Origin of the sequence: Trinickia terrae (assembly GCF_005144415.1) — a bacterium.
Taxonomy (GTDB): domain Bacteria; phylum Pseudomonadota; class Gammaproteobacteria; order Burkholderiales; family Burkholderiaceae; genus Trinickia_A; species Trinickia_A terrae.
Genome location: NZ_SWJE01000005.1, coordinates 384,047 through 402,418 on the forward strand (window position 1 = coordinate 384,047; position 18,372 = coordinate 402,418).

20 protein-coding genes are annotated in these 18,372 nt (G+C 66.7%); 2 read left to right on the forward strand and 18 right to left on the reverse strand.

Features of this window, described 5'->3' with window-relative positions; all coding sequences use genetic code 11:
- Positions 1–8: 8 nt before the first annotated feature.
- The 18 genes from FAZ69_RS11020 to fliQ are packed head-to-tail and all read right to left on the reverse strand — an operon-like array spanning position 9 to position 14,340.
- Positions 9–422: a flagellar hook assembly protein FlgD gene (locus tag FAZ69_RS11020; RefSeq protein WP_136894230.1), complete on the reverse strand. Its 414-nt coding sequence runs from the start codon at positions 420–422 to the stop codon at positions 9–11.
- Entirely contained in the window at positions 412–1,122 is a 711-nt protein-coding gene (locus FAZ69_RS11025; RefSeq protein ID WP_136894231.1) for a hypothetical protein, read from the reverse strand. Before FAZ69_RS11025 ends, FAZ69_RS11020 begins: the two co-directional genes overlap by 11 nt.
- A complete protein-coding gene (locus tag FAZ69_RS11030; RefSeq protein WP_136894233.1) occupies positions 1,119–1,571 on the reverse strand; it encodes a hypothetical protein in 453 nt (150 codons plus the stop codon). Before FAZ69_RS11030 ends, FAZ69_RS11025 begins: the two co-directional genes overlap by 4 nt.
- Entirely contained in the window at positions 1,568–2,899 is a 1,332-nt protein-coding gene (locus FAZ69_RS11035; RefSeq protein ID WP_136894235.1) for a FliI/YscN family ATPase, read from the reverse strand. The genes FAZ69_RS11030 and FAZ69_RS11035 overlap by 4 nt, the downstream gene beginning before the upstream one ends.
- Positions 2,877–3,638: a FliH/SctL family protein gene (locus FAZ69_RS11040; protein WP_136894237.1), complete on the reverse strand. Its 762-nt coding sequence runs from the start codon at positions 3,636–3,638 to the stop codon at positions 2,877–2,879. Before FAZ69_RS11040 ends, FAZ69_RS11035 begins: the two co-directional genes overlap by 23 nt.
- The gene (locus tag FAZ69_RS11045; protein WP_136894239.1) at positions 3,635–4,159 is read right to left on the reverse strand and encodes a hypothetical protein; all 525 of its coding nucleotides are present in this window, start codon (positions 4,157–4,159) and stop codon (positions 3,635–3,637) included. Before FAZ69_RS11045 ends, FAZ69_RS11040 begins: the two co-directional genes overlap by 4 nt.
- A complete protein-coding gene (fliF, locus tag FAZ69_RS11050) occupies positions 4,146–5,675 on the reverse strand; it encodes a flagellar basal-body MS-ring/collar protein FliF (RefSeq protein WP_240702185.1) in 1,530 nt (509 codons plus the stop codon). The genes FAZ69_RS11045 and fliF overlap by 14 nt, the downstream gene beginning before the upstream one ends.
- A 13-nt stretch (positions 5,676–5,688) precedes the next feature.
- Positions 5,689–5,988 (reverse strand): flagellar hook-basal body complex protein FliE, encoded by a 300-nt coding sequence (fliE, locus tag FAZ69_RS11055; RefSeq protein ID WP_136894243.1) that lies wholly within the window; start codon positions 5,986–5,988, stop codon positions 5,689–5,691.
- Positions 5,985–6,458, reverse strand: a complete 474-nt coding sequence (gene flgC, locus FAZ69_RS11060) for a flagellar basal body rod protein FlgC (protein WP_136894246.1) — start codon at positions 6,456–6,458, stop codon at positions 5,985–5,987. Before flgC ends, fliE begins: the two co-directional genes overlap by 4 nt.
- 5 nt (positions 6,459–6,463) lie before the next feature.
- Positions 6,464–6,832 carry a flagellar basal body rod protein FlgB gene (locus FAZ69_RS11065; protein WP_136894247.1) on the reverse strand — a complete coding sequence of 123 codons (369 nt, stop codon included), beginning with the start codon at positions 6,830–6,832 and terminating at the stop codon, positions 6,464–6,466.
- 13 nt (positions 6,833–6,845) lie between these two features.
- On the reverse strand, positions 6,846–7,979 hold the full coding sequence (locus FAZ69_RS11070; RefSeq protein WP_240702186.1) for a flagellar basal body P-ring protein FlgI: 1,134 nt from the start codon (positions 7,977–7,979) through the stop codon (positions 6,846–6,848).
- Positions 7,973–8,569, reverse strand: a complete 597-nt coding sequence (locus tag FAZ69_RS11075; protein WP_136894251.1) for a flagellar basal body L-ring protein FlgH — start codon at positions 8,567–8,569, stop codon at positions 7,973–7,975. The genes FAZ69_RS11070 and FAZ69_RS11075 overlap by 7 nt, the downstream gene beginning before the upstream one ends.
- A 3-nt stretch (positions 8,570–8,572) precedes the next feature.
- Positions 8,573–9,358 carry a flagellar hook-basal body protein gene (locus FAZ69_RS11080; protein ID WP_136894254.1) on the reverse strand — a complete coding sequence of 262 codons (786 nt, stop codon included), beginning with the start codon at positions 9,356–9,358 and terminating at the stop codon, positions 8,573–8,575.
- A 3-nt stretch (positions 9,359–9,361) separates the two neighbouring features.
- On the reverse strand, positions 9,362–10,078 hold the full coding sequence (locus FAZ69_RS11085) for a flagellar hook-basal body protein (RefSeq protein WP_136894256.1): 717 nt from the start codon (positions 10,076–10,078) through the stop codon (positions 9,362–9,364).
- A gap of 32 nt (positions 10,079–10,110) precedes the next feature.
- The gene (locus FAZ69_RS11090) at positions 10,111–12,234 is read right to left on the reverse strand and encodes a flagellar biosynthesis protein FlhA (protein WP_136894258.1); all 2,124 of its coding nucleotides are present in this window, start codon (positions 12,232–12,234) and stop codon (positions 10,111–10,113) included.
- Positions 12,231–13,301, reverse strand: coding sequence for an EscU/YscU/HrcU family type III secretion system export apparatus switch protein (locus FAZ69_RS11095; protein WP_136894260.1), 1,071 nt, complete (start codon positions 13,299–13,301; stop codon positions 12,231–12,233). Before FAZ69_RS11095 ends, FAZ69_RS11090 begins: the two co-directional genes overlap by 4 nt.
- 4 nt (positions 13,302–13,305) lie before the next feature.
- The gene (locus tag FAZ69_RS11100) at positions 13,306–14,070 is read right to left on the reverse strand and encodes a flagellar biosynthetic protein FliR (protein WP_136894262.1); all 765 of its coding nucleotides are present in this window, start codon (positions 14,068–14,070) and stop codon (positions 13,306–13,308) included.
- Positions 14,071–14,073: 3 nt separating this feature from the next.
- A complete protein-coding gene (gene fliQ, locus FAZ69_RS11105; protein ID WP_136894264.1) occupies positions 14,074–14,340 on the reverse strand; it encodes a flagellar biosynthesis protein FliQ in 267 nt (88 codons plus the stop codon).
- A gap of 712 nt (positions 14,341–15,052) precedes the next feature.
- On the opposite strand from fliQ, the gene FAZ69_RS11110 reads away from it, so the two are divergent.
- Together FAZ69_RS11110 and FAZ69_RS11115 are read left to right on the forward strand one after the other, a co-directional pair.
- Positions 15,053–16,636: a multicopper oxidase domain-containing protein gene (locus FAZ69_RS11110; protein WP_136894266.1), complete on the forward strand. Its 1,584-nt coding sequence runs from the start codon at positions 15,053–15,055 to the stop codon at positions 16,634–16,636.
- A 67-nt stretch (positions 16,637–16,703) separates the two neighbouring features.
- Positions 16,704–18,359: a multicopper oxidase family protein gene (locus tag FAZ69_RS11115; protein WP_136894268.1), complete on the forward strand. Its 1,656-nt coding sequence runs from the start codon at positions 16,704–16,706 to the stop codon at positions 18,357–18,359.
- Positions 18,360–18,372 lie beyond the last annotated feature (13 nt).

An 18,372-nucleotide genomic window follows, 5' to 3' on the forward strand; every position in this document is an offset into this window, starting at 1 on the left:
TGTCTCCTTTAGCGAACGGTGATGACCTGCGACAGCGTGGCGTCGGCCACGAACTGCCCGCCCGAGGTCTCGAGCGTCAGCTTCGGTTCGTTCTCCTTGAACGAAATGCCTTTGACGATGCCGGTGAGCTGTCCCGAGTCGGTCTTGATGTCGACGGTGCGGCCGAGCAGGCCCAGCGTCTGCGTCGCCGATTGGACCGAGAGCAGGCTGTCCATTTTTTCCGTCAACTGGCGCGTTTGCTCAAGCGACGTGAACTGCGCGAGCTGCGAGACGAACTCGAAGTTGTCGACGGGCTTGAGCGGGTCCTGATAGGTCAGCTGGGTCAGGATGATCTGGAGCAGCGACTGCATGTCGAGGCCCATGGAAGCCAGGCTGGCGCTTTGGCTTTGGGTGTTTGTCGAGTTGATAGGGCTAATCGCCATGCGGTTCTCCTTGCAGATGAATCGGGTGGGCGGCCACGCCGTTGATGACGACGCGGGCAGCGTGGATGCCTTGGCGGCGTAGCTCGGCGTAGACGCGTTGCGAGAGGGCGGTGGTGCCGGTGCCGGCGAGGCTGTTGAGGCGCAGGGCCACTGTCGGGCCTTGCGCGCCCGCTAGCAGGCTCACGCGGAAAGGTGCGGTGGCGTCCGGCGCGGACTGTTCGGTTGGTGTGGCGGCTCGGGCGGATGTGCGCTCGGACGGCGCTGCGCCGACAGGCGTGGTGTCCTCGGCGGCAGGCGCGGGCGCGAGCGGATGAACCGATGGCACGTGGCCGGCCAACGTGGAGTCGGGCACTCGGAACGCGACGGCGACGCTTGCCGTTGTCGTTGAGTCGAGCCATTTCGATGCGCCAGTCGACGCAGCGCCCTCGTAAGGCTGCAATGCGCGGCCGGATACGCTAGTCGTCTCGGCTGGCGCGGAGAACGCATCCGTTTTCGCGCACGCTTCGCCGTTGTGCGAGCCGCTGCCGCGCGTGGGCAGTTTCATCGTGTCCATTCGTCCCGCCGCCGCCGCAGGCCACATCTCCTTTTCCAGGCTGCGCAGCGTCTGCGAGAAGGCGGCAGGCGTGCCGCCATTCGAAACCGGCGCGTAGCCGGGCTGCGACGTTTGCGGCTGCACGACGCTTTGCGTTGCGATCTTCATCGGCGTACTCCGCGCGATAGAAACAAGTCTTCGATCACCGACGCATTCGCGTTGTCGCGCGCTTGCTCGTAACGGCGGCGTGCGTGATCGACGAGATCCCGGGCGAGATCGACTTGGCGTTGGTGTTGACCGAGCACGGGCCGAAACGCTTCGACTTGCTCGGCCGCCGCTTGCAATTGCCCGGCGGCGAGCGTGTGAGCGTCGCGCGCGGCGGCGGTTGCGCAGGCCCAGTTCTGCACGAGTTCGGGAGAGAGCGTTTCCGGATGTTCCAAGGCGCCGCGCAATCCCTGCATGTGCGCTTCCAGTTCTTGCTCCGCTAAGTGATCGCGCGCCTGTGCTGCGCCGAGATTGCCGGCAAGCTTCTGAGCCTCGACACGCGCGCGCTCCAACTGAAGCGCGCGGATATGCGCGATTTCGCGCACGGCGTCGAGTTGAGTGCGTTTTTTCATCGACGCTCCTTCAGCAGCGCGCCCAGCCTGGCGATGGCCTCCTCGCGCGGCACGGCGGTCTCGGTGTCCTGCCGCAGAAAAGCGATGAGCTCCGGCCGCAGCCGCAAGGCGCGGTCCAGCTCGGGATTGCTGCCGGCGGCATACAAGCCCGACTCGACCAGCGTCTTCGACGACTCGTACAAGGCAAGCTGCGCGACGGCGTCGGCGGCGAGCGCGCGCTGCTCGGCGTTCGCGACGTGCTGGAACACGCGGCTGACGCTCCTCGGCACCTGGATCGCGGGGAAGTGCCCGCGCTCGGCCAGCTCGCGCGTGAGCACGATGTGGCCGTCGAGCAGTGCGCGCATCGTCTCGGCCATCGGGTCGTCGATCTCGTCGGTCTCGGTCAGCACCGTCATGAGCGCCGTGATCGCGCCGCCCGGCTTGAGCGCACCGCAGCGCTCGACGATCTTCGGCAGCGCGGCGAATACGCTCGGCGTATAGGCGCGCACGGTCGGCGGCTCGCCGGCCGCGAGGCCGATCTCGCGCAGCGCGAGCGCATAGCGCGTCACGGAGTCCAGCATCAGCAGCACGTGCTGGCCTTGCGCGCGGAAGTACTCGGCGATCGACAGCGCGACAAGCACGCTGCGCGCGCGCATCACGGCGGGCTGGTCCGAGGTGGCGACGACCATCGTCGAGCGCGCACGCGCGGCGTCGCTGAGCGTGCGGCTCCAGAACTCTTCGGCTTCGCGTCCGCGCTCGCCGACGAGGCACAGCACGCAGACGTCCGCTTCGATGTGGCGCGCGAGGCTGCCGAGCAGCGTGGTCTTGCCGACGCCGCTGCCCGCGAAGATGCCGGCGCGCTGGCCTACGCCGAGCGTGAGCAGCGCGTCGAGCGCGCGGATGCCGGTCGCGAGCGGCGTGCCGGGCGAGACGCGGTCGAGCGGCGCCGTGGCGGCGCCGGCCAGCGGCCAGTGGGCCGCGGGCGCGCCGAACGGGGCGCCGCCGTCGAGCGGACGGCCGAGCGGATCGATGACGCGGCCGAGATAGGCCGGCCCGACCGGCACGTTGGCGCCGAGCCGCAGCGCGCGGACCTCGTCGCCGACGCGCGTCGACGCGACCGGCGCATAAGGCGCGAGCGTGACGCGGCCGAGCTCGACGTTGACGATCTCGGCCAGCACAGGCGCCTCGTTGTCGCGGCCGATCGAGCAGAGCGAGCCGAGGGGCGCGCCGGGGCCGTCGGCTTCGATGAACGTCGGCATCACGCGTGTGACGGCGCCGATGCGGCGCACCGGATCGACGTTGCGGATCGCCGCGACGAACGGATGGTCAGGACGCCGGCTGTTCGTCATGAGGATTCAACTCCGCGAGGGCGGCGGCGATGCGCGAATGCTGCTGGGGGAGGCTCGCGTCGAGCTTGCCGAGGGACAGCCCGATCAGGCACGCGCCGCGCGCCAGCCGGGGATTGGCGCTGAAGCCGAGCCCCGGCGCCGCGGCGAGTGCGGCGAAGGCGTCGTGCAACGCCTGTGGTTCGGGGAAGTCGGCCGGCGACACTTCGATGGTCAGCGCGGACTCGTTCTTGATTCGCGAGAGATGGTGCTGCGCGGTTTTCACGACGAGGTCTGAATGAAGATCGGGGTCGCCGAAGATCGTGTCGAGCGCGGCGCGGGCGATGTCGAGCGACAGCGTCTCGAGCGCGGCGAGCTGCGCGTCGAACGCTTGCAGCGCGGCGCCGACGCCTTTGGCGAGCATGTCGAGTTGCGCCGCGTGATCCTTCTGAGCCTGAGCCTCGCCGATCGCAATGCCTTCGCTCATGCCTTGCCGGTAGGCCGCTTCCTTCTCTGCATGGGTGGTCTTTTCGAGTAGCGCGTAGGCTTGCTCGATTTCGGCGAGACGCGTGGTCAGTGCTTCGGCTTGCGCGTCGGCTTGTGATTGGGCCGCGGCAGCCGGAGCGGAATGCGTCGTTTCGGCGGAGGGCGTCCGAGGCCCCGCAGGCATGAGCGCTGCGGATGCCGCATCGCCGGGCAGCGCGCCGAGCGCCCGGCGGCCGTCGCCTACGCGGACCTCGCCCGCCTTGAGCAGCAGCGTCATCCGCGCCTCCCGATCCAGCGGCGCAGCGCCGCGCGCAGCGTCGGCGGGGCTGACAACGCGGGCCGTTCGTCCGCGAGCGCGGGGGCTGCCGCGAGCGCGGCCTCGCGCAAGGCGGCGCGAGCTTTCTCCGAGATCCGGAGCGGCTTGGCGCGCGCTTCGAGCTCGGCGCGCCGCTCGTCCGGCAGGCTCGCCAGCACGTCCGCGAGCTCCGGCGCCGTCACGCACGAGAGCAGGCGCGTTGCCAGCTCGTCCGGAAGCGAAGCGGCTGCGCGGGCGAGGTGCGAGCAAGCGGCGCGGTGCGTTTCGTCGCCGCCCGGCGGCGCGGCGGGCGGAGCGTCAGCGGTTGCCAAAGCGATCGCCTGCCCGGATGCCGCGCGCGACGCCTCGTCGAGCAACGGCCGCAACTGCTCGCGTTCGGCAGGCGTGAGCGCCGACCAGACCGATTCGATGTCTTCGATCGAGCACTGCGCAAGATCGGCGACTGCGCGGCGCAACTGCCGCTTGTGCTCAACGGTTGCCATGCGCGTTGCCTTCTGCGTGTCCTTGCCCGGCGAGCAGCGCGCGCAGGCGGGTGACGTGTTCGGCGCGCTGCGCGTCGGTCAGCTGTCGCGATGGCTGGCGGCGGGTGTTTCTCTGCGTCACGAGCCACACGCTGGCGGCGATGGTTGCCGCCAGCGCCCCCAAGAGCGTCGCGATCACCGCGCTGGCCGACACGCCGTCGATGCCGAGCGACGCCAGCCGTTGCCCGATGCCATCCTCCTGCGACGGACGCGGCGGCGTTTTTTCTGACGGAGCCGAACGGGAGACCGTGGTTTCGTCGAGCGCCTCGGCGGCTTCACCGTTGCCTGCGGATTGTCCGGTGGCGGTAGTGTCACTCGCCGCCCGAACCCCGGCCTCGTCGCGCACGAACATCGACAGCACATCACCGCGCTTCGAATCAAGACCAATCGAAGCCGACACGACAGCGTTCAACTGCGCGAGCTCGTCGGCGCTGAGCGGCCGATCGAGCACGATGCCGACCGACAGCCTGCGAATCGCGCCGGGACTCTTGACGATCTGCTCGATCGTGCGATCCGTGCGCGACCCTTCGGCTGCGGGCGCGCCCGGAAGCGGCGGCAAGCCCGCGGCCGGCAAATCGAACTTCGACATGGCGCTGGCCGATGCCGCGAGCTTCGGAAGACTCGGCACGGTGCTGCCGCCGTCGTTCGCAATCGGACGCGTGACATCCGATTCGCGCGTCGTGCGAACCTGATCGAAGTCGATCGACGCGTCGACACTGACCGATACCCGTCCCGCGCCGGCGACAGTCCCGATCTGCGCCAGAATCTTGCGCTCGTAGCGCCGCTCGATGGACGCCTTCAGCGCGTATTGCGGGTCGTCGACATCGCCGTCGCCGGCCGCATCGGCGGGTGCGCCGCGCTGATCGAGCACCGCCACGTCCGACGGAGACATCTCGGGCACCGCGGCCGCCACGAGCCGCTGGATGCCCTTGATCGTTTCCGCCCCGAGCGTTTGTCCGTCGCGCATGAAGAGCGCAACGGACGCCTTCGGCTTCGCGCGATCCCGGCGAAACAGCGACGACTCCGGCAACGCGAGGTGTACGCGGGCCATGTCGATCTCGTCGAGCGTGGCGATCGTGCGCTCGAGCTCGCCTTGCAGCGCGCGCTGGTAGTTCACCTTCTGGGTGAACTCGGTGAGGCCGAGATCGGAGTTGTTGAAAAGCTCGAAGCCGACTGCGCCCTGCAGGCGCAGCTCCGAGCTCATGAGCCGCAGCCGGATGGCCCGCGTGTCGCCTTCGGGAACGAGAATCGCCGAGGTGCGCTCGTCGAAGCGGAACGGCACTTTCTCCTTTTCCAGTTGGGCGGCGATTGCCGCGGCATCCTGGCGCTTGAGATCGCGGAACAGGACCTGATAAGCCGGGCGCATGGTGAGCCAGACCGCCAGCGCCGCGCAAAGGACGAGTGCCGCCAGCACGGCGGCCACCGCGAATTGCCGCGAGCGAGGCCCGGAAGTGAAGTACGCGTTCAAGCGTGACATGATCGAGTTCATCTCAGAGCTGCATCCGCATCAGTTCCTGATAGCCCTCGACGAGCCGCGAACGCACTTGCAGCGCGAACTGCATCTGCATGCGCGCTTCTTCGAGCGCGAGCATGACTTGGTGCGGGGGCAGGTCCTTGCCGAGCGTGAAGTCCGCGACGGCAGTGTCAGCGGACTGCAACGCGCGGTCGGCGCTCTGCCAGCCGGAGACCAGCATCGAGCCGAAGCTCTCCGGTGTGTGCTGCGCCAGGCCGGACGCCCAAGTTGGCGGGAGAAAGCCAGGTTGCACGGCGTTGATGGCTTCGATGCTCATCCCTTGTTCCCGATTTCGAGCGCGCGCATGTACATCGAGCGCGCAGCGTTAAACATGACGACGTTCGCTTCGTAGACGCGCAGCGTCTGCACCATCAGCGACATCTCGCCCGCGTGGTCGATGCCGGGGTAGCGCACCATGCCGTGCGCGTCGGCTTGCGGATGCGACGGGTCGTGAACGACGCGCGGCGGCGCATTCGTCGGTTCGACAGCGAGGGCTTGCGCGCCTGTCAGGCCGCCGGCGGCGAGCGTTGACGACGAAGCCTGCGCAACGGCGGAGCCGTTCAGCTCACGCGCGAACACTGTCTCCGTCTCGACACGCGGCGCGGAAATGAGCCGCATTGGCTGATAAGGCTCGCCTGTGGCCGTGCGCGTGGTGCCCGCGTTGGCGAGGTTCTGCGCGATGACTTCCATGCGCTGGCGCTCGACGTCGAGCCCGGAACGCGCGATGGCAAAGATTCCTTCGGACATCGCGGTCACGCTCCCTTGATCGCGAGCATCTTGATTTGCAGCGTGCGGTCGAGCATGCCGGTGAGCATCGCGTAGCGTGCGGCGGTCTCCGAAGCTGCGGTGATCTCGCGATCGAGCTTCACGCCGTCGAACACGTCGGCAAGCGGTGGCGTTTCGATGCGCGGCGCGACGTTGCCGATGCGTTCGAGAATCGATGAGGACGTATCGCCCGCGCGCGGCTCGGCGGCTTGCCGCAGCGCATCCTCGAACGAGACGCGAACCGGCGTGAACGAGTCCGAGTTCGCGTTCGCGACGTTGTGCGCGATGGCGGCTTGGCGTTCGAAGAGTCCGTCCAGCGCCTTGGCGGCGATGGCGGCGACGAGGTCGATCGACATGAGTGAGATCCCCTTATTGAATGATGATGTCCGCGTGCAGCGCGCCGGCGGCCTTGATGGCTTGCAGGATCGCGATCACGTCGCGCGTGCTGACGCGAGTCTTGGCGAGCGCCGCGACGAGGTCGCCGACGGTGCCGTGCGGAAACGAGGCGGCGACGGTCTGCCCCGGCTCCTCGACCGACAATTCGCTGTTGCCGACGACGAGGCTGCGCACGCCGGGGCCGGTGAAGCTGACGAGATTGGGCTGCGATGCCGAGTATTGCGTCGTGACCGTTACGCGAATATCGCCGTGCGAGATCGTGATCGGCGCGATGCGCGTATCGCCGCCTGCCACCACCGTTCCCGTGCGCTCGTTGACGACGACGCGCGAGCTCTGGTCCGGCGTGACTTCGAGCGCTTCGATACGCGCCACGTAGTGCGTGAGCGCGACGCCGTCGGCGGGCGTGCGGATTTCGATGGTGTCGGCGTCGAGTGCGCGCGCCGCGCCAACGCCCAGCGCCTGATTGACGCGCTGCTCGATGCGCCGCGCGGTGGTGGCGTCGGCATCCGTCAGCACGAACTTCAGGTGGCCGTCCTGCGCGACGAGATCGGCGCGTACGGCCACCTCCACCGTCGCGCCGCGCGGCACGATGCCGACGGTCGGATGGTTCTTCTGCTTGAGATTGCCGTTCGCGTCGTAGCGATAGCCGCCGACCGACACCGGTCCTTGCGCGAGCGCATAGACCTTGCGGTCGGGGCCGCGCAGCGAGGTCATGATGAGCGTGCCGCCCGCGAGGCTGCGCGCGTCGCCCATCGAGGTCACGTTGATGTCGAGCGTGTCGCCGACGTTCGCCGCGGGCGGCAGCGAGGCCGTGACCATCACCATCGCGGCGTTGCGGCTCTGGATCTGGTCGTGCGTGACGTTGAGATCGAACTGCGAAAGCATGTTCGAGAGCGCCTGGCGCGTCGCTTGATTGCGCGGCGTGTCGCCCGAGCCGGCGAGGCCCGAGACGATGCCGTAGCCCACGAGCATGTTCTCGCGCCAGCCGAGAAAGCGGCCGAGATCCTTGAGGCGCACTTCGGCATTGGCGGCAAATGAAGCGGCGGGCCATGCCAGCATCAGGCACAGCAGCGCCCGCACGAAAGAGGGATAAGTGCGCTTCACCATAAGCCGAGCCATGCGAAGAAACGAGGGATGAGACCGGGGCGGGTGCGGTCGGTGATGAAGCCGTCGCCGGTGTAGTCGATCTGCGCGTCGGCGAGCCGGGTCGAGAGCACGGTGTTGTTCTGCGCGATGTCGATGGGACGCACGCGACCCTTGAGGCGGATGCCGGTCTTCTCGCCGTTGACGTCGATCTTCTGCTCGCCCGCGACGATCAGGTCGCCGTTCGGCAGCGCTTCGACGACGGTCGCGGAGAGCTGCGCGAGCAGGCGGCCGGTGCGCTGGATCTGCCCTTTGCCGCCGTAGGTGTCGCCCGCGCCGACTTGCGCGCGGTTGTTGCCCGCGTAGAGCGTCGAGACGCTGCCGTTCACGTTGAAGTTCGTGTTCGTCGAGGTGTCGGCGGTGTTGCTCGCGCTCGAGTTCTCGTAGACGAGGATCGTGACGATGTCGCCCGGTTGCGAGGCGCGGCGGTCGGCGGTCAGCGACTGGTAGGTGTCGGGCCGGTAGAGGTTTTCGGCGTGCGTGCGCGAATGTGGCAAGGCCGTTGCCAGGAGCGCGGCGGCGCACAGCGCAGGAAGGAAGAGAACGTGGCGCATCGCTTACCGCTTCAACCCGTTCGCAATCGCCATCAGCTCGTCGCCGACCTGGACGAGCCGCGCGTTGGCCGCATACGAGCGCTGATAGATCATCAAGCTGACGAGTTCGTCCGACAGCGACACGTTCGATGCCTCGCTGAACCCTTGCGCCAGCGCCCCTGCGTTGTCTTCTCCGGGACGCGCGCGGGTCAGCGCAATGCCGTCGTCGCGAACGCGGTACGCGCCGTCGCCCGTGGATTGCAGCGCGCGCGTGTCCGTCGGCAGCACGAGCTCGATCTGACCGATCTCGAGCGGCTCCGGCTGATTCGGCACTGTCGCGAAGACCTGTCCGCTGGCCTCGATCGTGAGGCCCGTCGAGTCGCGCGGCACGGAGATCATTGCCTTGAGCGGCATGCCGTTTGGCGCGGCGAGGTAGCCGTCGGTGTCGACGTGGAGCGAGCCGCCGCGCCAGATCACCGCATCGCTGCCACGCGTTTCGGACGCCAGTTCAATGAAGCCCTCGCCGCGGATGGCGATGTCGAGCGCGTTGCCGGTCTGCCGCAATTCGCCCGCCGTGAAGACGTGAAGCTGCGGCGCGACGGCCACCCCCGCGCCCACTGCGGTCACCGTTCCCGCTGCGAGCGACTGCCGCCGCGCCGGCTCCGTGCCCGGCACCAGCAATTCGGCAAACGACACCGCGCCGCGCTTGAAAGCCGGCGTGTTCAAATTGGCGACGTTGTTGGCTGTCACGTCGACGGCCGCCTGCTGCGCGTTCAGTCCCGTCGCGCCGATATAGAAAACGTTGTTCACGACTTACATGTCTCCGAGGCGTTGCAATACGTTACCGACCATGTCGTCATAGGCATGGACGAGCTTTTGTCCCGATTCGACGCGGCGCATCGCTTCCATGAGCTGGATCATGTCGCTGGCCGCGACGGCGTTCGACCCTTCGGCGAACCCCTGTGCGATGTGCGGGTCTTCGACATCCATCGCGCGCGAGCCGTCGGCGGCATAGAGGCCGTCGCCGAGGCGCACGAGCTTGGCCGGATCGTCGAAGTTCGCGATGCGGATGACCGAGACCGTGTTTCCGCCGTCGATCACGGTGCCGTCGCGCTCGACGCGCCAGTCGCCGCTGCTGACGATCACGTCGCCGTTCGCGCCTTGCAGCGGCCAGCCTTGCGTGGTCACGAGGCGGCCGTCGGCGTCGCGCTGAAAAGAGCCGAGGCGCGTGTAGGCGGGGCCGTCGGCCGTGGCGACTTCGAAGAAGCCGGGACCCGTGATCGACAGGTCGAGCGGGTTGCCCGTATGCACGAGCTTGCCGGCCGAAAAGTCGGTGGCGGTCCGCAGCACGGGGCTGGCGGCCGCGACGGGCGCCGCGCCGCCGCCCGTGGCTTCGGCGAGCGTCTCGGCAAACGCGATCTCGCGCTTGTAGCCGGGCGTCGCGGTGTTGGCAATGTTGCGCCCGGCCGATTCCACGCGCTGGGTCTCGAGCGAGATCAGGCGCGTCGCCAGGGTCATCAGGTCATCCATCTGCGTGGTCTCCATGTGGTGCCGTGCGGGATTCAGGCGGCCTGCGCGGTTTGCGCCGTTTGATGAGCGCGAGCCGGTGCGGCCGCGGCAGGCGGTGCATCCACCCCGACCATCGCGAACGAGCGCAGATGGATCGAATGCGGGACCTCGTTCATCGACAGCACGGCGAGCCGCGGCACGACGCGCCGCGTGAATGTCTTGAGATGCCGCCGGATTTCCGGACGGCACAGCAGCACCGGATTGAGGTTCTGCCGCATCATCGCCTCGGCCTGGGCTAACAGGCGTGCGAGGAAGCCTTCGGCAAGCCGCGGGTCGAGCACGAACATGCCGCGGCCGTCGGCGCCGCTCAGGTTCTGGACGATGCCGGCCTCGAGCGACGGCTCCAGCGTCAGCACGGCCAGCGCTTCGTGCTCGCCCTGGACGCCCTGGCAGATCGCATGCCCGAGCCGCTGCCGCACGGCTTCACCGAGTGCGGCCGGGTCTTTCTCGTGGCGTCCGTGATCGGCGAGCACCTGGACGATGAGATCGACGTTGCGGATCGACACGTGCTCGGCGAGCAGCCCTTGGAGCACGTGCTGGATGTCGCTGACGGCCAGCACGTTCGGCACCAGCTCCTCGACGAGGCCGGGCTGGCGGGCGCGCACGCCTTCGAGCAGCGTCACGATTTCGGCGCGCGAGAGCAGCATCGGCGCGTTCGCCTTGACGATCTCGGTGACGTGGGTGATGAGTACCGTGACGGGATCGACGCACGTGTAGCCGAGCGCCTGCGCTTGACTCTGCTGGCCGGCTTCGATCCAGACGGCGGGCAGGCCGAAGGCCGGATCGCGCGTGGCGAGGCCGGGCAGTGGCTCGCTCTTGTCCGAGGCGTGAATCGCCAGGGTCTTGTCCGGGAACAAGGAGGCTTGGCCGAACCGGTTGCCGAACAGCAGCACGCGATAGTCGTTCGGCGGGAGCTGAGGCTGATCGCGGAACACGACGGCGGGCACGACGAGGCCCATCTCGTTCGCGTACTGCTCACGGAATGCGGCGATGCGCTCGGCGAGGACGCTTTGCGTCGGCGTCCAGGCCGCGCCGAGCGCGGGGCCGAACGCCACTTCGATGGCGGGAAGCGCTTCCAGGCCGCCGCTCGCGGCTGCGCTCTTATTCGGGCCTTGGCTTTGCGCCGCCCCAGCCGGGCCGTCGGCAGCGGTAGCGCTCGCCGCGCGCCGGCCGCGTGCCGCAAGCCACGCGCCGGCCGCCATCAAGGCGATGAGCGCGATCGGCCACTTCGGCATGCCCGGCAGCGCGAGCAGCGCCGCGAGCGCCGCCATCGCGAGCCACTGGATCTTGGGAAATTGGAGGAGCTGGCGCAGCGCTTCGTGGCTCAACTCGCCGTCGGCCGAAGAGCGCGTGACGATGATGCCGGTCGCGACCGAAATGATCAGCGCGGGCACTTGCGTCACGATGCCGTCGCCGATCGTGAGCAGCGTGAAGGTGCGCATCGCTTCGCCGAACGGCATGCCCATCTGCGCGACGCCGACCGCCCAGCCGCCGAGAATGTCGATCAGCAGGATCACGATGCCGGCGATCGCGTCGCCCTTGACGAACTTGCTCGCGCCGTCCATCGAGCCGTAGAAGCCAGCTTCCTTTTCGAGCGCCTTGCGCCGCGCCTTGGCCTCGTCCTGGTCGATGAGGCCCATGTTGAGATCTGCGTCGATGCTCATCTGCTGGCCAGGCATCGCGTCGAGCACGAAGCGCGCGGCGACTTCGGACACGCGCTGCGCGCCGTTGGTCACGACGACGTATTGCACGACGATCAGGATAAAAAAGACGATCAGCCCGATGACGAAGTTGCCTTGCACGGCGAACTCGCCGATCGCTCCGATCACGCGCCCGGCTTCGCCGCCGGACAGGATCAGCCGCGTCGCCGCGATGTTCAGCGAGAGCCTGAACAGCGTGGCGATAAGGAGCAGCGACGGAAACGTCGAGAATTCGACCGGGCGCGCCACATAGAACGTCAACAGCAGGATCGTGAAGGCGAACGTGAAGTTGACGAGAATGAAAAAATCGAGCGCCGCCGCCGGTATCGGCGTGAACAGGATCAGCAGGATGACGACCACGGCGAACACGAGCGCGAGGTCGGAGTGATTGCGCAAGCGGGAGGTGAGCGTGGTCATGGGGTTCTCGTTTGCGACGGTGCGCGCCGCGCGCGCAGGTAGACGGCGGCGGCGTCGCGGAACAGGTGTGCGGGAATCTCGCGCTCGAGCGCTGCCTTGTGGAACAGCTGCCGCGCCAAGGCGGGCGACTCGATCACGGGCACGCCATAGATGAACGCGAGCTTCCTCAGGCGCAGCGCGAAGTTGCCGGCGCCGCGCGCGACCACGGTTGGGGCGCTCATGCTTTCGGGCTCGTATTTGAGGCCAACCGCGTAGTGAGTGGGATTGGTCACGAGCACGTCGGCGCCGCGCATGCCGCGCATGCTTTGGGAGCGCTTGAGCAGCTCGCGCTGCAATTGCTTGCGGCGCTGCTTGATGCGCGGATCGCCTTCGCGCTGCTTGAATTCCTGTTTGACTTCGTGGCGGCTCATGCGCATTTGCCGGGCAAACAGGCGCCGCACGATGATTTGATCGAGCGCCGCGAAGATCGCGGCGGCGATGAGCAGGTTGGCAATCAAGTGAAGACCGCTGTCGCCGAGCGCCTGGGGCAGACTGCGGCTTTGTAGCGCCGAATGGGCTGCGGTGCGTACCGTATCGAAGATGGTCAGCCAGGCAATCGCGCAATAGACTGACATCTTCACGCATGCCTTCGCTGCCTCGATCAGGACCTGCAGCGAGAAGAGGCGCTTCAGTCCTTGCGCGGGATTGAGCCGCGAGAAGTCCGCCTTGAATGCGCCCGGCGCGAAGAGGAACCCGGTCTGGGCCAGTGCCGCAACGAGTGCGCCACCGACCGCGACGCCGATCAGCGGCAGAAGAATTTCCAGCGCTCGCGACATCAGCGTGCCGAGCCAGACCAGCACCGCATGGCTGCCGCTAGCGAGCGTCCCGGCTTCGCCGAGCGCGCGCTCGCCGAGCGCCGCGAAGCGCGCGGCGGTCTGCTCGCCGCGCGCCCACAGATAGCCGGCAAAAGCCGCAATGCTGATCACGATGCCGAGTTCCTGGCTGCGCGCGAGCATGCCCTTCTTGCGCGCTTGCGCAAGCTTGTATTCGGTCGCTTGCTCGGACTTGTTCTGTTCGCTGTCGGACACGGGTTCAATCCAATGCGGGCACGAATTCGAGCGCCATGCGCATCAAGCGCAGAGCGACCGGCGCCAGCAGACCGGCTGACAGCGACGTGACGACGAGGGCGGCAATCGCCTTGACCTGCAAGCCGAGCATCAGCGCATTCATTTGCGGGAGCGTGCGCGACAGGAAGGCAATGGTCAGATCGATCAGGAACAGCGCTATCGTCACGGCGGCGACTGCCGAGAGTCCCAGGCCCATGATGACGCCGAAGTACGCAATGAACGCCTGCGGATTGCCGACGAGTTGCGCCTGGCCGACCGGCATCGATTCGATCGATGCGGCAATCAGGCGAAGCAGCTCGTGGTGGCCGCCGGCGGCGAAGAATATGACGCCTGCCACGAGCGTGAGGACGGTGCCGAACAATGGCGCCTGGCTGCGCGAACCGGGATCGATGACCATGGCGAGGCCGAAGCCGGCTTGCACGTCGAGCATGCGTCCGGCGAACGAGAGGGATGCGAACGCGGCCTGGAAGGCGAATGCGATCGCGAGGCCCAGGAAGAGCTCCGACGCTGCGCAAGCAAGCAGTGCCGCGCCGCCGTCGTACCCGAGACGAGGCATGCCTTGGGATGCGTGCGCCGCGAAACAGGCGGCAAGCGCCAGGGCCAGGCAGACGCGGACCCGCATGGGCACGCGAACCTGGGTGAAGGGGGGCGCGAGCACCAGCACGGGCCCGATGCGCAACGAAAGCAGCAGCGCGGCCATGGCCCACGCCGTTCCGACCTCGATCGCCATGCGTCAGCCGAGATTCGGAATGCTGTTGAACAGGGAGGCGGCGAAGCCGGTCAGGCGAGACAGCATCCAGGGCGCGAGCAGGACGATGACGATGCCCGCGACGGCGAGCTTCGGCACATAGCTCAAGCTCATTTCCTGGAGCTGCGTGACGACTTGAAAGACGCTGACAAGGAGGCCGACGACGAGCGTCGCGGCAAGGACGGGCCCTGCGATGAGAAAACTATTCCAGAACAACTGCGCCATCATCTGTAATGCTTGATTCTCCGACATCGGCTCGCGTCCCCCATTTGAGACACAGGAGACTAGAGTTTGACGGGGCGCGATTAAATCGGATGATTCCGAATTTGATTATGCGGACTGCATAGTGCTTGATTTAGAAAGACTAATGCCGAGCGCAACGTCTCCGCGTGGACGGCGACGTTGGGTCCGATGTTCACGGCGCCCGGGTACACCGAGAAGTTCCGCCCGCTCTTCGCGACCATGATCGCCGGTCAGACATGAAAGGAAGTCGGCATCCACTCCAAATGGCATGGGTAAAGACCCGATCGAAGCCGGCCGTCGTCCGCCCATGCACGCACAAGGCCGCGATCCCTCTCTGGAAATGCCTACCCTCGAATAGCGCCTGAATGCTCCCCGCCGGGCAATGAGGGTGTACCCATCCAACGATCCGGCTTGGCGCGGCATTCGGGCGACGCCCGGTTGAATGAAATGCGCCGGGCCGGATGTACCAGTCTGGGCCTGACTCCTGACCGAATGGTTGCTGGAGGCCGCCGTCACAGCTCTCGTTCCGGTTCGGAAAAATCAATCCGGAAAACTCGCGAGGTTAGCCCTACGCAAGAGTAGGAGGGTGCCCCATCCCAAGCGACGTCGCCTTTGTCCAGAATCCAGATACGGGCAGCCTTGAAGACATGGCCGGCCCGCGTTTGCAGCACAGCGTGACGCCCAGCACGTATCGCTGGTTGACCCCAAGGACGGAGGTCATATGTTCAGTACCCGCATGTATCGCAGCAGTGTGGCGGCATTGCTGTTCCTGCTGTTTGCCGTTCCGTCGTTCGCGCAATCGTTCCGTGTCCAATGCCCGCCCACCACGCCGTCTCATCCGACGGCGCTGCCGCTCGGCGCAAGCGAGCCCGCCTACACGCAGCCGACCTACACAGGACAGAGCTCCACGTCGACCGGCACCGTCAACGGCGCGATCAAGTGTCAGCAGATCTCGGGCGGCGACGGTTACGCAACGATGGCCAACGGCGTGCAGACCTACTTGTTCGCTTTCGGTCCGCTGTCCGGGCTCGCGGACATCAAGGCCGGCCTGCCCGGCACGCAGTTCGCCTCGGTGTTCAACACCGTCGGCGATCCCAGAACGGATCCGACCTACAACGGCGCGGTCGGCCTCGCTCCCGATCCGGATGCCGGCGGCGCGCTGGACGGCCACGTCGATCCGCGCCCGATCATGGATATCGGCGTGATGAACGGCAACGAGCCGGCGCCGATGATGGCGATCGACGAAGACGATGAGTTCTTCCTCACGCTCACGAACGTCGGGATGATCATGCGCCCCGACCTGTTCGAAAAGCACACGGTGCACTTCCACGGCTATCCGAACGCGTCGTCGTTCTATGACGGCGTGCCGGATGCATCGGTCGCGATCAACATCGGCGCGAGCTTCACGTACTACTACCTCGCGCCGGATGCGGGCACCTATTTCTGGCACTGCCACATCACGCCGCCTGAGCACCTGCAGATGGGCATGGTGGGCCAGATCTACGTGCGGCCGCGCCAGGACCGGGTGCCCAAAGGCGTTTCGCTTTACGAATCGCTGGTCACCCAGCAGTCCGACCTGCGCACCCGCTGCGGAAACGACATTCTGTGCTCGACGCCGCTGCCGCCGCTGAACAACGGGCTCGTGCGCGCAGCGAACCCCAACATCCCGCCGACTACGCCGGAGACGCTGTCGCTCTACGCGTACAACGACGGCGACGGTTCGACCGCATACGACGTCGAGTATCCGATCCAGATACACGGTTTCGATCCGAACTTCCACTTCGTCGGCATGACGTTCAATCCGGAGCCGTTCACCGACATGAAGGACAAGTTCTTCCTGTTGAACGGCCGCAGCTATCCGGACACGGTGACTCAAGGGGCGATGTCGACGCCGTCGTCGGATGCCGCGATGCATCCCTCGCAACCGCTGCCGACGCTCGTCAACATTCCGGCCGGCGGCAGGGCGCTGCTGCGGATCTCGGATCTCGACGTCACCGAGTATCAGACGCTGGCATCGCTCGGCATTCCGATGCATGTGATCGCGATCAATGCCCGCATGCTGCGCGATATGGCCGGCAACAACATGGCGTATGACACGAACTCGATCACGCTCGGCGGCGGCGAGTCGCTCGACCTGATTCTCGATGCCAGCGACAAGACGAAATACCACTCAGGCCAGATTTTCTACCTGTACACGCCGAACCTCGATCACCTGTCGAACGATCAGGAGAACTTCGGCGGCTTGATGACCGAGGTTCACATCTGCAGTTCGGTGGATCCGAGCACGAAGATTTGCAAACTCTGACGATCCAGGTCCGCCTGCGCCAGTGGGCGGACCCGACGGGGAAGTCCTGCACTGAGGAGAAAAAACCGTGGGACACATCACTCACCGCGCGTGGACCGCGACTCTCGCGCACCTTCGACAGCTCGCACGCATCGGCGTCGCGACGCTTGCCGCGTTGCTCTCGCTGCACGCACAGGCCGCTGCGCCGGGCATCACCGGCAAGGTTTTCAACCTGAACGCAGAGGAGGCTCGCATCACCCAGCCCGACGGATCGAGCGTCTATTCCTGGGGCTACGGTTGCGCGGCGACCAACGCGACGCCGTTGGTCTTCTCGCCGTCGACGATCGTCGGCGCGACCTGTCCGACGATGCAGATTCCCGGTCCGACGCTGATCGTCAGGCAGGGCGACATCATCACCGTGACGCTGACCAACAATCTGCCCGCGGCAGCCGGCAACACGTCGATCCTGTTTCCGGGATTCACCGTGTGCAACGGGACGTTGAGCACGGACGGAAAGACCTGCACCGCATCCGCCAGCAATGGCGTGCCGGGACTGCTGGTGCAGGAGGCGCCGCACGGCGGGACGGTCACGTACACGTTCGTCGCATCGACGCCGGGCACGCACACGTACTACAGCGGCACGCAGGGCGATCTGCAGATCGAGATGGGGCTCTACGGCGCGATCATCGTGCTGCCGAATACGTCGGTCAACACGGCGGGCTGCATGGCGCTCCCGGATTCGGGCCGGCCCTTCGGCCAGCACGATTTCCGCAACGCGCCGGCGGCCTTCGACAACAGCGCGGCCTGTTACGATCGTGAGTATCTATTTCAGTTTTCCGAAATGGATCCGCGCATCCATCAGCAGGCGGAGCAACAGGTCGGGGCGAATACGTCGTGCACGAAGCCGAACGGCTGCATGACCGTCGAGACCGAGCCTTATCACCCGGCGTATTTCATGGTCAACGGCCGCTCGATGCCGGACGACATGGATCCGAACTACGCGCCGCAGTACCCGCACCAGCCGTATAACGGCAACCCGCACATGCATCCCGGCGAACTGGTGCTGTTGCGGATCATCGGCACGGGCCGCTGGCAGCATCCGTTCCACGAGCACGGCAATCACGTGCGTGTGCTCGCGCGCGACGGCAACTTGCTGCTGAGCCCGGTGGACCCGGCGAACCCGGCGAAGCCGCAGTTGCCGGCCGGTCCGCTGCTGTTCACGACGACCACGACGCCGGGCCTCACGATGGACGGGATCTTCTACTGGACCGGCAGGGGCTTGAACTGGGACGTCTACGCACACTACCCGGGCGACGGCAGCGTCTGCGTCCCGGATGCGAACGGCTACTACACGACGGCCTCGAATCCTCCGGCCCCGCGCAATGCGCCGAACTACTACGAGTGGTGCCAGGACCACGGCAAGGCGCTCGAGAAGGCGCCGTTCGGCAAGGTCGCCAGTGGCGGACCGGTCACGCTGCCGGATTCGCACGTCCTGACGAACGGCTCCTGGTATGGCGGCAGTCCGTATCTCGGACCGGATGCGACGACGCGAGCCACGTCCCCGACGGGAACGTCGCCGCCGACCAGCACGAACCTGAACCCGGCGGCAACCGAAGCAGGCTTCGCGTTCATGTGGCACTCGCATAACGAGCGCGAGATTACGACGAACAACATCTTCCCTGGCGGAATGATGATGATGATGCTCGTCGATCCCCCGGTATTTCCGATCGACGAATCCAATTAGAGGTGGGGAGAAA